This is a genomic window from Roseateles sp., assembly GCF_019237615.1.
GTDB lineage: Bacteria > Pseudomonadota > Gammaproteobacteria > Burkholderiales > Burkholderiaceae_C > Pelomonas.
Genome location: NZ_JAFAGT010000066.1, coordinates 24,599 through 39,636 on the forward strand (window position 1 = coordinate 24,599; position 15,038 = coordinate 39,636).

The 15,038-nt window shown below is 72.6% G+C and carries 13 protein-coding genes; 4 read left to right on the forward strand and 9 right to left on the reverse strand.

Features of this window, described 5'->3' with window-relative positions:
• Positions 1-35: 35 nt before the first annotated feature.
• From JOY88_RS13205 to JOY88_RS13240, 8 genes are all read right to left on the reverse strand, one after another.
• The gene (locus JOY88_RS13205) at positions 36-1,316 is read right to left on the reverse strand and encodes an ABC transporter permease (RefSeq protein WP_293503090.1); all 1,281 of its coding nucleotides are present in this window, start codon (positions 1,314-1,316) and stop codon (positions 36-38) included.
• Positions 1,316-2,623 (reverse strand): ABC transporter permease, encoded by a 1,308-nt coding sequence (locus tag JOY88_RS13210; RefSeq protein ID WP_293503091.1) that lies wholly within the window; start codon positions 2,621-2,623, stop codon positions 1,316-1,318. Before JOY88_RS13210 ends, JOY88_RS13205 begins: the two co-directional genes overlap by 1 nt.
• Complete coding sequence (locus JOY88_RS13215) at positions 2,623-3,894, reverse strand: TolC family outer membrane protein (protein ID WP_293503092.1); 1,272 nt, start codon at positions 3,892-3,894, stop codon at positions 2,623-2,625. The genes JOY88_RS13210 and JOY88_RS13215 overlap by 1 nt, the downstream gene beginning before the upstream one ends.
• A 5-nt stretch (positions 3,895-3,899) precedes the next feature.
• A complete protein-coding gene (locus tag JOY88_RS13220) occupies positions 3,900-4,595 on the reverse strand; it encodes an ABC transporter ATP-binding protein (protein WP_293503093.1) in 696 nt (231 codons plus the stop codon).
• Between the two features lie 14 nt (positions 4,596-4,609).
• Positions 4,610-5,887, reverse strand: coding sequence for an efflux RND transporter periplasmic adaptor subunit (locus JOY88_RS13225; RefSeq protein ID WP_293503094.1), 1,278 nt, complete (start codon positions 5,885-5,887; stop codon positions 4,610-4,612).
• Between the two features lie 268 nt (positions 5,888-6,155).
• Entirely contained in the window at positions 6,156-7,391 is a 1,236-nt protein-coding gene (locus tag JOY88_RS13230; protein WP_293503095.1) for a DUF1501 domain-containing protein, read from the reverse strand.
• Between the two features lie 6 nt (positions 7,392-7,397).
• Positions 7,398-8,951, reverse strand: coding sequence for a DUF1800 domain-containing protein (locus JOY88_RS13235; RefSeq protein WP_293503096.1), 1,554 nt, complete (start codon positions 8,949-8,951; stop codon positions 7,398-7,400).
• A gap of 96 nt (positions 8,952-9,047) precedes the next feature.
• Positions 9,048-9,419 (reverse strand): response regulator, encoded by a 372-nt coding sequence (locus JOY88_RS13240; RefSeq protein ID WP_293503097.1) that lies wholly within the window; start codon positions 9,417-9,419, stop codon positions 9,048-9,050.
• 250 nt (positions 9,420-9,669) lie between these two features.
• Between JOY88_RS13240 and JOY88_RS13245 the strand changes: the two genes are divergently transcribed.
• Positions 9,670-10,347, forward strand: coding sequence for a response regulator (locus tag JOY88_RS13245; protein ID WP_293503098.1), 678 nt, complete (start codon positions 9,670-9,672; stop codon positions 10,345-10,347).
• A complete protein-coding gene (locus JOY88_RS13250) occupies positions 10,344-11,654 on the forward strand; it encodes an ATP-binding protein (protein ID WP_293503099.1) in 1,311 nt (436 codons plus the stop codon). The genes JOY88_RS13245 and JOY88_RS13250 overlap by 4 nt, the downstream gene beginning before the upstream one ends.
• Here JOY88_RS13250 and JOY88_RS13255 read toward each other — a convergent pair.
• On the reverse strand, positions 11,651-12,046 hold the full coding sequence (locus tag JOY88_RS13255; RefSeq protein ID WP_293503100.1) for a hypothetical protein: 396 nt from the start codon (positions 12,044-12,046) through the stop codon (positions 11,651-11,653). The genes JOY88_RS13250 and JOY88_RS13255 overlap by 4 nt on opposite strands.
• 137 nt (positions 12,047-12,183) lie before the next feature.
• Between JOY88_RS13255 and JOY88_RS13260 the strand changes: the two genes are divergently transcribed.
• On the forward strand, positions 12,184-13,428 hold the full coding sequence (locus JOY88_RS13260; protein WP_293503101.1) for a cyanophycinase: 1,245 nt from the start codon (positions 12,184-12,186) through the stop codon (positions 13,426-13,428).
• Positions 13,429-13,521: 93 nt separating this feature from the next.
• Positions 13,522-15,033 carry a Do family serine endopeptidase gene (locus tag JOY88_RS13265; protein WP_293503102.1) on the forward strand — a complete coding sequence of 504 codons (1,512 nt, stop codon included), beginning with the start codon at positions 13,522-13,524 and terminating at the stop codon, positions 15,031-15,033.
• The last annotated feature ends 5 nt before the right edge of the window (positions 15,034-15,038 follow it).

A 15,038-nucleotide genomic window follows, 5' to 3' on the forward strand; every position in this document is an offset into this window, starting at 1 on the left:
TGCCGCACGGCGGCGCCGCGCGCTCGGACTATGGCTCAGGCCCGGAGCGCCGCCACTGCGGACAAACGCGCAGCCCGGCGGGCCGGCACCCAGACGGCCAGCTGGCCCAGGATCCACAGCGCCAGCGCGCCGGCGGGCAAGTAGATCCAGGGCAGGCGCGGCAGCTCGTAGCTCTGCATCAGCAACTGGCTCAGGCCCCAGGCGCCACCCAGGCCGATGACGATGCCGGTCGTCGTCAGCAACAGGTTCTCGAGCTGGAAGTAGCGCAGGATCTGGCCCTCGGTGGCGCCCAGCGCGCGGCGCGTGCCGATCATGCGTGTGCGCTGCTGCACCCAGAAGCTGGCCAGGCCCACGATGCCCATGGCCGTGACGAGCAGCAGCGCCACGCAGACGCCGCCCATCAGCCATGCCATCGCACGGTCCTGGGCGTAGAAGCTGGCGCGCATGCTGGCCAGCGGCTGGCCCTGCGTCACGACGCGGCCACGGCCGCCATCCTCCAGCACGGTCGTCGCGGCCTTGATCAGCGCATCCAGCCGGCCCGGCTCGGTGCGGATGACGTAGGCGCCGCCACCGCGCAGCGGCAGGATCATCGCGCCGCCGCCGCCGTCGCCGCCGCGGGCGCGGTGCAACTGGGTGTGCGTCAGCGTGTCGACGACGCCGACGACGGTCGACGGCGAGCTGCCGAAGATATAGATGGTCTTGCCCACCGCCGAGCGGCCGGGGAAGAGTTTGTCCGCCATCACCCTGTTGATGATGATCTGGCCGATCTTGGGCTCGGCGACGCTGAAGGCCTGGAAGTTGTCCAGGATCTCGTCGGCCGTGAAATTGCGGCCCTCCAGCAGCTTCAGGCCAAAGGTCGGCAGCATCTGCTCGTCGGCCGCGTACTGCGCCGCGACGACTCGGATGCCCTTGTTGTCCGGTTCCAGCGAGACGCCGCTGTTGTTGCTGTTGTTGCCATAGACGATCTGGTTGACGACCGTGGCGGACTTGACGCCGGGCAGCGCGCGCACCCGCGCCAGATCCTCGGCCACGATGCCCGCGGTGCGCTCGGGCGGCTGTGGCTTGCTGGCACGCAGGTTCAGCACGGCGAGCTCGGACTCCACCAGGCCGCTGTCGGTGTTCAGCGCCTGGACGCGGGTCTGGATCAGGTGCAGCGCATTGGTGACGATGGCGCAGGAGAGCGCCACCTCCAGCACGATGAGGCCGGCCGCGATCTTGTGGCGACGCAGCGTCGACAGGATGGGCATCAGGTCGGCCAGCGGCCGCGCGGCCGGCCGGGGGGCGGAGATCGGGGCGGGCATGGGGATCGTAGTCATCACTGCACCTTCAGTTGGACCGCGGGGGTGACGAGGGCCGCACGCCAGGCCGGCAACAGGCCCGCAAGCAGGCTGGCCAGCAGGGACAGGGCCAAAGTCAGGGCCAGCATGCCGGCGTCCAGCTCGGCCAGGCGGGCGTATTCGTTGGGGCTCTGGCGCACCAGCCACAGCCCGCCCTGGGCGAACAGCAGGCCCAGGAGCGCACCGGCCATGCCCAGCAGGCCGGCCTCGACGACGAACTGCTTGAAGATGTCGCCTCGCGTCGCGCCCAGGGCGCGGCGCACGCCGATCTCGCCGCTGCGGCGCAGCGTCTTGGCCAGCAGCAGGCCCACCATGTTGACGACGCAGACGGCCAGGAAGCCGAAGGCCAGCCAGGTCTGCAGGCGCACGTCGGCGGGCAGCACCTTCTGCGCACCCAGCCAGTCCATCACGTTGCGCAGGCGCACATTGGTCGGGCGCTCGAAGCGGCCGGCCTTGCGCTGGGCCTCGGAGTAGGCGACGAGGTAGTCGCGGTAGGCGGCAGCGTCCTCGGGCTTGGCGAACTCGACCCAGTACTGGATCCACGAGCAGCTCGCGTTCAGGTCCAGCGAGGTGCCGCCGTTGGCGCCGCGGCCCCAGCAGTTGATGTTGCCCCAATGGCCCATCTTGATGGCCATCGCGGTCGAGAACGGCAGGTAGAAGTCCTCGGTCTCGGTGTAGCTGCCCAGCGTCAGGTCCCAGAAGTGGGGCTGCACCTTCCAGGGCTTGAGCACGCCGACGACGCGCAGCGGCTGGCCGCGCACGATGACCTCGCGTCCCACGCTGTTGGCGCCGCCGAACAACTTGTCGTTCAGCGCCGCCGAGATGACGGCGACACGCGCCTCGCCCTCGTCGTCCGCGGCCGTCCACGGGCCGCCATGCGACCAGGGCGCGTCGAACATCGCGAAGAAGTCGGCCGAGGTATAGCGCACGCTGGAGAAGATGGGCTTGATCTGCGCATCGGGCAGCGACACGGCCGTGTTGAAGCCGCTGGACATGGCCTGGCGCAGCGCCTTGCGGTCGCGCAGCAGCGCCGTCGCGTCGAAGCGGGCCAGGTCGAAGTTGGGCTCCTCGCCGGCCTTCCAGCCGATCATGTCGCCGGCATCGAGCTGCACGTTGAACAGCCGCGTGCTCTTGTGCGGGATCGGGTCGCCGGACAGCACGTGGTACACGGTCAGCGTCGTCATGCAGGCGCCGATGCCCAGGGCCAGGGCCAGCACCATCAGCGCGGACAGGCCCTTGGCGGCCAGCGTGTTGCGCCAGGCGAGTTCGAGGTAGTGGAGGAACATCAGCGGGTCTCCAGGAGGGCGTTGACGGTGGCGAGCTCGGCGTCGCCGAGCGAGCCGGCGGCCTGGTGCAGGGACAACAGGGCCAGCACATGGCGGTGGCGGGCCTGGGTCTGGGCGTTCTGCGAGCCGGCCAGGGTCTGGATGGCCAGCAGCAGGTCGGTGGTGCTGCGCGTGCCCAGCGTCAGGCCGGTGCGCGTGGCCTCCAGCGCGCGCTCGGCGGCCTCGACGGCAAGCTGCGTGGAGCGCAGCTGGATCGCGCCCTGGCCGACGGCCAGGTGCCGGGTGTGCACCTCGCGCAGCACGGCGCGGCGGCCGGCCTCGAGCTGCTCGCGCGCGGCATCGCGCTGGAAGCCGGCGCGGTCGGCCGCGGCGGCGACCGCGCCGCCGGCGAACAGCGGCACGGTCAGGCGCAGCCCGATCACGGTCGGCGTTCGACCGGCATCCTGCGCGGCCACGCCGTCGCCGCGGCGCTGCGTCGTGTCCACGCCCAGGCTCAGCGTCGGCAGATGGCCGGCGCGCGCGGCGTCGAGGCGCTGCCCGCTGGCCTGCAAGTCCAGCTGCAGCGCCTGCAGCTCGGGGTTGGCCTGCAGCGCGCGCCGGGCCCAGGCCTCGGCGTCGTCGGGCAGGGTCTGCGCATCGAGCCCGCGGCGCAGCGGCTGCAGCGCCGCGGGCGCGGCGCCGGTCAGCTGGGCCAGCGCTTCGCGGGCGTCGGCCAGGGTGAGCTCGGCGCCAAGCGTGCTGCCGCGCGCCAGCTCGCGGTAGGCGCGCGACTGGTCGACCTCGACCTGGGCGGACAGCCCGGCCTTGAAGCGCGCGTCGGCCTCGCCGACCTGGCGGTCGAAGGCCTCCTCGTTGGCACGCGCCGTGGCCAGCTGGGCCTCGGCCGACAGCAGCCCGAAATAGGCCTCGGCGACGCGGGCGCGCGCCGCCTGCTCGGCGGCCGACAGCCGGGCAGACTGGGCCGAGGCCTGGCTGCGGCTGGCATCCCATTCGCGCAGCGCGGCAAGGTCGACCAGCGTCTGGCTGAGGCTGCTCGTCGTCGTGCGTGAACGGCCGCCACTGTTCTCGCGCTGCTCGCTGCTCTGCAGGCTCCATTGCGGCAGCAGGGCCGCGCGGACGCCGCGGCTGGCGGCCTCCTGCGCACCGTTGTAGGCCGCCGCCTGGCGCAGCAGCGGGTCGGCCGCGCGGGCCTGGGCCCAGACCTGCAGCAAGTCATCGGCGCGGGCCGCGGTGGCGGCCAGCAGCGCGAGGAAAAGGATCGAAACGCGCATGAATCTCAGGCGGCCAGGGCCGTGTTGAGCTCCGCCGTCAGGTCGACGACCTGGCCGTCGATGACATGGACGTTGCGCTGCGCGCGCGCGGCCAGCTGCGGGTCGTGCGTGACCATGACGATGGTGGCGCCGTCGCGGTGCAGCTCCTCCAGCAGCTCCATGACGCTGCGCGCCATCGCGCTGTCGAGGTTGCCGGTGGGCTCGTCGGCCAGCAGCAGGCGCGGCTCGCCGGCAAGGGCCCGGGCGATGGCCACGCGCTGCTGCTGACCGCCCGAGAGCTCGTTGGGGTAATGGCGGCCGCGCGCTGACAGACCCACGCGGGCCAGCGCGTCGGCAGCGCGCTTCTTGCGCTCGGCGCCACCGAAACCGCGGTAGCGCAGCGGCACCTCGATGTTGTCCAGCACGTTGAGGTCGGGGATCAGGTTGAAGGCCTGGAAGATGAAGCCGATCTTCTGGTTGCGGATGCGCGAGCGCTCGGCGTCGCCCATGCGGCTGACGTCGATGCCGTCGAGCCGGTAGCTGCCCGCGCTGAAGGCCTCCAGCAGGCCCGCGATGGTCAGGAAGGTCGTCTTGCCGGAGCCGGACGGGCCGGTCACGGCGACGAACTCGCCCTCGTTGACGGTCAGGTTGAAGTCACGCAGCGCGTAGGTCTCGACCATCTCTGTGCGGTAGACCTTCTGCAGTTTTTCCATCTGGAGCATCGTGTTTCCCTTGCTTAATCCGCGATCAGGACGCGCTCCGCGCCCTTGAAGTTGTCCGACCCGGAGATGACGACCCGGTCGCCTGCGACCAGGCCCGAGACCACCTCCACCCGTTCCAGAGAGCGCGCGCCCAGCTTGACGGCGACCTTCTCCGCCACGCCGTTGCGCACCACGTAGGCCTGGCTGCCGCCGCCTTCGTCGACGAAGCTGCCGTTGGCCACGCCCAGCACCTTGTCGCGGCGGTCCAGCAGCACGCGCACCGACAGGCGCTGGTTCTGGCGCAGCTGCTCGGGCTGCCTGCCGTCAAATCGCAGCCGCGCGCTGACCTCGCCGTTGACGACCTCCGGCGACACCGAGCTGACCTGGCCGGCCCAGCGCTGGCCGTTGCCGCTGATCTCGCCGGGCATGCCGGGTTGCAGCTCGCGGGCGAAGCTCTCCGCCACCTGCATCTGCACCTCCAGCGCCGACAGGTCGATGACCGACAGCAGCTTGGCGTCGCGGGCGACGTTGGTGCGGTCGGCGATGAAGAGCTGGCCCACCTGGCCGTCCACCGGCGAGCGCACCTGAAGCTCGGCCACCTGGCGCTCCAGGTCGGCCACCAGCAGCTGCTGGCGCGCCAGCGCGCTCTGCTTTGCCTGCACGTCGAGCTTGAGGCTGTCGGTCTTGAGGCCGCGCAGGTCGCGGGCCTGATCCAGCGCCAGCTTGGCCTTGGCCAGCGCGTCCTGGGCGCGCTCGACCTGCATGCGCGCCGTCGCGCCGGCCTCGAAGGCCTGGGTCTGGCGGGTCAGGTCGTTGGCGGCGGTCTGCTGGTCGATGCGGGCGTTCTCGTAGGCGCTCTGCAGCGCGGCGGTCTGCTGGCGGGCCTCGACCTCGGCGCGGGCCAGGTCGGCCTTCAGCGCGTCGACATGGCTGCGCTCCTGGGCCAGGCGATTGGTCAGCTCGGGCGAGTCGACGCGGGCCAGCACCTGGTCGCGCTTGACGGGGTCGCCGGCCTGCACGACGAGCGTCACGGTGCCGGCGCCCTGGGCATAGAGCGTGGGACTCTGCGCGGCGACGACGCGGCCCTCGCCGGCGACGTCGCGCGTCAGCGGCGCGACGTCGACGGTGGCCAGCGACAGCCGGCCGGCGCTGACGGCCGATTCTGCGGACAGTGCCTGGCGCAGGCGCCCCCCGCCGAGCAGCAGGCCGGCGGCAACGATGGCCGCGCCGCCGGCCAGCAGCAGCGGCCAGCGCCGGGACTTGGGAGCGAGCGTGCGGTCCTGCTCGGAGGTGTCGCGAAAGCCAGTTTTCATGCCCGGCTTCTTGCAAGCCGTATGCCAGCGCCACCACCTAGAAGAATCAACGACTTAGAAGCGAAACCACTGTCCGCGGACAGCGCGCGGACAGTCCGAGTGGCGGCCGCGGCGGGCCGCCGCGGCGCGCACAAGCCCTAACCGGTCAGCCCACCGCGACCAGGAAGCAATAGGCCAGCACGGCCATCGACAGGCAAGCACCGAACAAGGGGAACGTGGTTCTGATCATCATCTCGTTCTCCATCCGTCCGAACAGTGCCGCGCGCCTTCAGGTGCGCAGCAGCTTGTCCGCATAGCGCCAACTTTGCGGGCCTTGTGGAAACACTGCGGCCAGCGCGGTCTCAGACAGGCCCAGGTGCCGCTGCAGCAGCGGCGCCAGCACCTGGCGGAAGTCCGTCCGCACGGCCAGGTCGCGGCCGTCGGCCAGCGCGCCGGCATCCAGGCCCGGCCATTCGCCCAGCACCTGGCCGCCGGCCACCGGACCGCCCAGCAGCCAGATGACGTTGCCGCGGCCATGGTCGGTGCCGCCGTTGCCGTTCTGGCGCAGCGTGCGGCCGAACTCGCTGGCGACGACGATGACGGTGTCCTGCAGCGCATCGCCCAGGCCCTGGCCCAGCGCATCCAGGCCCTCGCCCAGACTGGCCAGGCGGTTGGCCAGCTGGCCGCGGGCGGCGCCCTGGTTGACATGGGTGTCCCAGCCGCCCACGGCCGTGAAGGCGAGCTGGGTGTGGGGGTCGTTGCGGATCAGCTGGCCCAGGCGGCGCGCATCGGCCGCGAAGCTGCGCGCGGACGGCGCACCGGCGTCGGCGCTGGGGTCCATGGCACGCGGCTCGGCCGCCGCCATGCTGCGCGCCATCTCGCCACGGCCCTCCGTGGTCTCGCGCAGCGTGCCGCTGAGCGGCGCGTCGCCGGCGTAGAGCCGTGCCAGGCTGGCCTGCATCTGCGGGTTGTCGATGGCGCGGCGCTGCATCGCGCCGGGCCCCAGGCCCAGGCTGGCGACGCTGGCCGGGCCGGCGAAGATGCGCGGCGGCGTCTGCCCCATGCTGATGGCCCGCGTGGGCGTGGGCTCGCCGGGCAGCGCGGTCAGCAGCCGGTTCATCCAGCCGTCGGGCGTGGACTTGCGGCCCGGCGTGCCGGATTCGAAATAGTCCTGCGCGTCGAAGTGGGATCGCGTCGGGTCGGGCGAGCCGCTGGCGTGCACGAAGGCGAGCTGGCCGCCGTCCCATCGGCGCTTCAGAGGGGCCAGCGCCGGGTGCAGGCCGAACAGCGAGTCAAGCTTGAGCAGGCCGTCCTCGGCGCCGGGCGGCGCGATGGCGATCTGCGGGCGGTTGGCGGCGTACTCGCGCTCGCCATAGGGCGCGACGACCGAGAGGCCGTCGACCGCGCCGCGCAGCATGACGACGATGAGCTTGCGCTGGGTGATCTCGCCCTGCGCATGCAGCAGGGCCGGCGGCAGGCCGGCGAGCGTGAAGGCACCGAAGTGCAGGAGTTGGCGGCGCAGCATGTCGGGTCACCTTCTCATGAAGTCGGGGCTGGCCAGCAGCAGCGCGACCTGCTGCGCCGGCGGCTCGGCGGCCAGCGTGCGGCGCGTGGGCTCGCTGAGCGAGGCGCCCAGCGTGGCGCCCAGCCGCTCCGGGCTGACGCCGCTGCGCTGGCCCAGCGTCGTCGCGAGCTGCACGCGCTGCGTCAGCGCCTCGGGGTTGCGCCAGGCGGCGGCCGTGTTCTTGTAGCCGTCGGGCGTGGCCGCGCCATACAGCGGCTGGCCGGCCTGGCTCAGCGCCGCCAGCAGGCTCTGCGGGTTGGCCAGCGGCAGGTCCAGCGCGCGCAGGCTGGACAGCAGGTACTGATAGGGCGTCTTGAACTTGGCCTGGTAGGCCTCGCGGCTCCAGAACTCGTCGGCGCGCAGCAGCGTGCGCGTGAACTCGCGCAGGTCGCCGCCGCTGGCCCTGAAGTTGTCGGCCAGCCGGGCGACGAGGGCCGGCGGCGGTTCGTCCGCGACGAAGGCCTGGGCGAACTTGAAGGCCAGGTGGCGGGCCGTGGCCGGGTGGGCGGCCAGCACGTCCAGCGCGCGCTCGCCCTCGGCCTGGCCGGCGCCCCTGACCGTCTGGCCCAGCCAGGTCTTGACGCCGGCGTCATGCTTGCGCGCATCGAAGGCAAAGAGGTCGCCGGAGCCACCGGCCAGGACCTTGCGCGAATCCAGGCCCCAGCCGGTCAGCATGCGCGCCAGCTCGGTCACGTCGCGCTGGGTGTAGCCGCCGTCCACACCCAGCGTGTGCAGCTCCATCAGCTCGCGGGCGTAGTTCTCGTTCAGCCCGTGGGGCACGCCGGCCTTGAGCTCGGGGTTGGCCTCGAGCAGCCGGCGCGCGCGCTGCGGTGGCTCGTAGCCGGCGACGACGCTCTGGGCGTTGTCGAGGTAGATCAGCATCGCCGGATGCTTGGCGGTCGCGCCCAGCATGTCGCGGAAGCGCCCCAGCACATGCGGCCGGATGGCCCGCTGCTCGTAGTCGGCCACCAGCACGCCGACCGCGTTCTTGCCGGCAAAGACGTTGAAATGGTTGAACCAGAACTCGGCCAGCACCTCCTCCAGCTGGGCGGGGCTCTGAAGCGCTCGCGACAGGCGGGCCGTCGCGGCCTGGACGACGAGGGGGCGCACCTTGTCGCGCACGGCGTTCAGCGCGTCGGCGTCGGGCGTCATGCCCCGGGCCTGCTCGCGGCGGGCCTCGCGCGCCGCCCTGACGGCCTCGCGGTAGCGGCCCAGCAACTCGGCCTGGCCGAGTTGCAGCACATCGAGGCCGGCCAGCGTACTGCTCAGGCCGTCCGGCTGCGGCAGGCGGCGCGGGTCCAGCTGCTCGCTCAGGAAGCGCTCCAGCCAGGGGCCGGCACCCTGCGCGGCAATGGCCGCCGCGTCACCGGGGCGCGGGCCGTAGCCCAGGCGGTTCAACGCATGCAGGGCGCGCTCGTCCGCGCTCAGCGGCGCCAGCGCCGCTGCCGGCGCGCGCCGGGCCAGCATCATGGCCCCGGCGAGCGCGGCGCCGCTGCCGAGCAAGAAGCGACGGTTCATCATGAGCGGTCTCCGGTGTCTTGCACCGAAGAATCGCCCGGCTCGCGCAAGGCCTTGTGGCCGATGCGCAAAGATTTGTATCGACCCCTTGGACTGGCGCTAGCCGATCCAGCGTTCCAGGCTGCGCAGCGTGGCGGCCACGTCCAGCGGCTTGGTCCAGTAGCCGTCGTAGCCATGGCTGCGCGCCAGCTGGTCAGCCACGGACTCGGACTCGGCAGTCACCAGCAGGGCCGGCACGCTGCCGGGCAGGCCGTCGGCGCGCAACTGGGCCAGCAGCTCCTCGCCGCCCACGTCGGGCAGGTGCAGGTCGCACAGCAGCAGGTCAATGCGGCCCTGCATGGCCAGGCGCCGCGCCTCCGCGCCGCTGCGCGCCACCTGCAGGCTGCAGCCGGGCCGCAGCTCGAGGATGCCCTGCATCAGCATCGCATTGACCGGGTCGTCCTCCACATACAAGACCTGGCGCGTCGTCATGCCCCCCTCCTTCAGCGGCATGCGACGGCCCGCATGGGGTGAAGACGGGTGCTGGGGCGTTCTCGGCGGACGATGGGCATGACGGTCAATCGGTAATTTCTGACGTAATTGTCAAATCTATTGACCGCGCCGATCAATACACCCGCCCCCAAGCGAGGGGGCCTGTGGCAAGTCCTGACGCCCGCGGCGAAACCCGCGGGCCTCGGGCCGAGCCGTCAGAATCCGGGGCATCACCGCCCACCCCGCCCGCATGCGCCTGCTCCTCGTTGAAGACGACCCCATGATCGGCGAAAGCCTGCGCGAGGCCCTGCGCCGCCAGGGCTTCGCGGCCGACTGGGTGCGCGACGGCCAGGCCGCCGACGCGGTGCTGGCCAGCGGCGAGCGCTTCGACGCCGTGCTGCTGGACCTGGGCCTGCCCAAGCGCGGCGGGCTGGACGTGCTGAGGAGCCTGCGCGCCCGCGGCGACGCGACGCCCGTGCTCGTGATGACGGCGCGCGACGCACTGACCGACAAGGTCGCCGGCCTGGACGCCGGCGCGGACGACTACCTCGTCAAGCCCTTCGAGCTGGACGAGCTGCTTGCCCGGCTGCGCGCCGTCACGCGCCGCCACGGCGGCCGCACCGACACCGCCCTGGCCGTGGCCGACCTGCGGCTGGACCCGGCCACCCGGGAGGTCAGCCGCGCGGGGCGCCCCATCCTGCTGTCGGCGCGCGAGTTCGCGCTGCTGCAGGCGCTGCTGGAGCGGCCCGGCGCCATCGTGTCGCGCGCCCAGCTGGAGGACCGCCTCTACGGCTGGGGCGAAGAGCTGGAGAGCAACGCCATCAGCGTCTACATGCACCAGCTGCGCAAGAAGCTCGGCGCCGATCTGCTGCACACGGTGCGCGGCCTGGGCTACTACGCCGGTCCCGAGAAGGGCGGTGCGGCATGAAGCTGCTCGGCACCCTGCGCGGGCGCCTGTTCGCGCTGCTCGCCGTGCTCGGCGCCGTGACGGCGCTGGCCGTGGGCGGCGCCACCTATTTCAGCGTGCGCGCCGAGGCCGACGAGCTGTTCGACTACCAGCTGCGCCAGACGGCGCTGTCGCTGCGCGACCAGGGCCGTATCGCCGGCGACGAGGCCGCCGCGCTGGCAGACCCGAGCTTCGACTACGTCGTGCAGATCTGGTCCCTGCAAGGGCTCGAGCTGTATTCCAGCCGCCCGCAGGGCCTGACCGAGCCGCTGCCGGCGCGCGCCGTGCTGGGCTTCTCCAACCTGCGGCTGGGCGGGCGGGACTGGCGCGTGTTCAGCGCCGCCACGCCGCTGCGCGTGGTGCAGGTAGCCCAGCCGCTGGCCGTGCGGCAGAAGCTCGCGGCACTGGCCGCGCTGCGCAGCATCGCACCGGTGGCCCTGGCCCTGCCACTGGTGGCGGCGGCCGTCTGGTGGCTGATCGGCATCTCGCTCGCGCCGCTGGCGCGCGTCGTCCACGCGGCCCAGGCCGGCGGTGCCAACGCGCTGCACGCGCTGCCCACGGCCGGCCTGCCCGGCGAGATCGCGCCGCTGGTGGAGTCCTTCAACGGCCTGCTGGCGCGGCTGGCGACGGCCTTCGACGCGCAGCGCAGCTTCGTCGCGGATGCCGCCCACGAGCTGCGCTCGCCGCTGACGGCGCTGAAGCTGCAGCTGGGCCTGCTGCGCGACTCGGCGCCCGGCGAGCAGCAGGATGCCGCCATCGCGCGGCTGCGCGGCGGCATCGACCGCGCCGTGCGCCTCGTCGAGCAGTTGCTGGCCCTGGCCCGCGCCGAGCCCGACAGCAGCGCGGCCGAGCTGCCGCTGGACCTCGCCGAGCTGGCCCGCCAAGCCGTGACCGACGCCCAGCCGCTGGCGGAGCGGGCCGGCGTCGCCCTTGGCGTGACGGCGCCCGACGCGCTGCCACTGACCGGCGACCCCCAGGCCCTGCAGGGCGCGCTGCGCAACCTCATCGACAACGCGCTGAAATACGGCGCGCGCACGGTGCAGGTGAGTGCACTGCGCGGCAGCAACGGCGCACCGCTACTGCGCGTGGACGACGACGGCCCGGGCATTCCGCTGGAGGCGCGCGAACGCGTCTTTGATCGCTTCCAGCGCGGCGAGGGCGCGGGCGTGGAGGGCAGCGGCCTGGGTCTGGCCATCGTGCGTGCTGCCGCGCGGCAGCAGGGCGCGCAGGCGCGGCTGGCGGACTCGCCGCTGGGCGGGCTGCGCGCCGAGATGGCCTGGCCGGCCTAGGAAGCCAGGCGACCGGCGAAGGCGTGCGACGCGCGGCGCTGCCAGCACTCGACGTCGTCGACGACCCGGTCCCAGGCCGCGCGGTCGTAGGTCACCGGGGCGAAGAGGTTGTCCTGGGTCGGTCGCTGCCTCACGGCCGTGCCGGCGAGCGCCTCCAACCCCTCATGCGCCGCGGCGACACAGCCCTTCAGGTCGGCGAAGGTCGAGGCCACGCGATGGAACAGCACGCCGCGGTGCAGCTCCGTGGCTTTCAGCGACGGCGCCTCCACGGCCCGCAGGAAGATGCGCGCCTGGCCGTCGCCAAGCAACTCGACGCAGAACTCGCGGCGCCAGCCGGTCAAGGTCTGCTCGATGGTCAGGGTGGGGGAGGTCTCGTCAACTTGCAGGGTCATCCCGTCAGTCTGCACGAAGCCCGCGCCCCGGCGCGGGCGGATGTATCGCGATGCTTCAGGCTCCACCGGGCAGCCGGCCCCGCCCGTTCACCCAAGTTGGCGACAAGTTGCGTGCTGTTTCCTGCCAAGATGCCCGCATGACATCCCTGAGCACCTCGTTGCGGCGCCTCGCCGCCCTCGCGCTGATCGCCGTCGTCGGCGCCGCCCATGCCGGCACGGCCATCGTCATCGGCGGCGCGCTGAGGCCCGACAACGACGCCGTCTGGCAGCGCATCGTCGATGAATCCGGCGGCGCCGGCGCGCGCATCGCCGTGTTCGCGACGGCCGCCGCCAACCCCGAGCGCAGCGCCGGCCTCATCGTCGCCGCGCTGAACCGTCACGGCGCCCAGGCCGAGGCCATCCCGGTCGCGCCGCGCCTGGCCGGCGCTGACCTGCAGGCCAACCTCAACGACCCGGCCCTGATCGCCAAGGTCACCGCGTCGCGCGGCGTGTTCTTCTCCGGCGGCGCCCAGGAGTACATCGTCGACACGCTTCAGCCGGACGGCGAGCCCACGGCCATGCTGAAGGCCATACGCCAGGTCTTCGACGGCGGCGGCGTCGTGGCCGGCACCAGCGCAGGCGCGGCCATCATGAGCCGCATGATGTTCCGCGACGCACCGGACAACATGCAGATCCTCAAGGGCCAGTGGCGCGACAAGCGCGAGTACGACCGCGGCCTGGGCCTGGTGGGGGCCGAGCTGTTCGTGGAGCAGCATTTCCTCAAGCGCGGCCGCATCGGCCGCATGCTGCCGGCCATGCGCGCCTTCGGCTACACGCTGGGCCTGGGCGTGGAAGAGAACACGGCGGCCGTCGTCAAGGGCCGTGAGATCGAGATCATCGGCGCGCACGGCGCCCTGCTGGTGGATCTGTCCGAGGCCAGCACCGACGGCAAGCTGCCGGCCTTCAACCTGCGCGGCGCGCTGCTCAGCTACCTGGACCGCGGCGACCGCCACGACCTCAAGACCAGCCTCACGACGCCCGCCGCGCACAAGCTGCGCGAGCCCCGCATCGACCCGGCCGCCAGCGACTACAAGCCCGCAAGGCACTTCGACAACTACTTCCTCGACATCCTCGGCGACGGCAGCATCGTCACGGCCATGGCGCAGCTGCTGGAGGGCCCCACGACCGAGGTGCGCGGCCTGGCCTACCGGGTCAGGCCCCGGCCCGGCGACCTGTCGCCCGAGCTGGGCTTCGAGTTCCGCCTCTACAGGGAGCCTGGCATGGTCGGCTGGCTCAGCAGCGCGCTGGGCAGCGACGACTACACGGTGCTGAAGGTGCGCCTGGACGTGATCCCGGTGCGCATGGCCAGCCCGCTGTTCACGCCGCTGGCCCCCGCGCCTTAATCTTCGCCTCACCTTGGCCTCATCGGCCCCTCATGCTGGCTCTCTAGAGTGGCTGGCAACCGGCTGCACCGCAGCCCGCATGAGGAGTGAACGATGACCCGCACCGCCAAGACCGCCCTGACCGCCACGGCCGCCGCCCTGCTCGCCGCCGGCGTGACGATCACCACCGGCGCCTCGGGCTGGACGGCGCCCGCCTGGCTCAAGGACAAGGCCTCCAGCGACGCCCCGGCCAGTGCGACGCCCACCGCCCTGGCCGCGGCCGCCGCCGTCGCGGCCGCGCCCGCCGTCGCGCTGCCGCCGGCCCAGCTGCCCAACTACCGCGCCATCGTGCAGACCCAGGGGCCGGCCGTCGTCGGCATCACCGTGGCCGGCCTGCACAAGGCCAGCGCCGAGGATGGCACCGACACGTCGGGCCTGGAGGACGATCCCTTCTTCCGCTTCTTCCGCGGCGTACCGGGCCTGCGCATGCAGCCGCGCGGCGCCCAGCCCTTCCGCGGCCAGGGCTCGGGCTTCATCATCAGCAGCGACGGCCTGGTGCTGACCAATGCCCACGTCGTGCGCGACGCCAAGCAGGTCACCGTCAAGCTCAGCGACCGCCGCGAGTTCTCGGCCCAGGTGCTGGGCAGCGACCCGGCCACCGACATCGCCGTACTGCGCATCGACGCCAAGGGCCTGCCCGCCGTGCAGCTGGGCGACCCGCGCCAGGTGCAGGTGGGTGACTACGTGCTGGCCATAGGCGCACCCTACGGTTTCGAGCAGACGGCCACGCAGGGCATCGTCAGCGCCAAGAGCCGTTCGCTGCCGGGCGACAGCGTCGTGCCCTTCATCCAGACCGACGCGGCCGTGAACCCCGGCAACTCCGGCGGCCCGCTGTTCGACGCGTCGGGCCGCGTCGTCGGCGTCAATGCGCAGATCTACTCGCAGAGCGGCGGCTTCCAGGGCCTGGCCTTCGCCATCCCCGTGGACGTGGCGCTGCGCGTGAAGGACCAGATCGTCACCCACGGCAAGGTCGAGCATGCCCGGCTGGGCGTCACGCTGCAGGACCTGTCGGCGCCGCTGGCCGCGTCATTCGGCCTGGGCTCGCCGGACGGTGCGCTGGTGTCCAGCGTCACGCCCGACAGCGCCGCCGCCAAGGCGGGGCTGAAGGCGGGCGACGTCATCACGGCCGTCGACGGCGAGGCGGTGCATGTGGCGGGCGACGTGTCCAGCCGCGTGGGCCTGGCCCGCCCCGGCGACAAGCTCAAGCTGGAGCTGTGGCGCGACAAGGGCCGCCTCAGCGAGACCGTGGCCCTGGGCCGTGCCGACAAGGACCAGCAGGAGGCCAGCGCCGCGCCCGAGCGCGGCTCGCTGGGCCTGGCGCTGCGGCCGCTGGAGCGCCAGGAGCTGCGCGGCTCCGGGCTGGACCATGGCCTGCTGATCGAGCGCGTGACCGGACCGGCGCAGCTGGCCGGCGTGCAGCCGGGCGACGTGCTGCTGGCGCTGAACGGCAAGCCGGTGCAGGACATCGATCAGGTGCGCGCCGCGATGAAGGGCAACCCCAAGCAGGTCGCGCTGCTGGTGTCGCGCGACGGGCAGCAGATCTTCGTGCCCGTGCGCCTCGGCTGACCTTC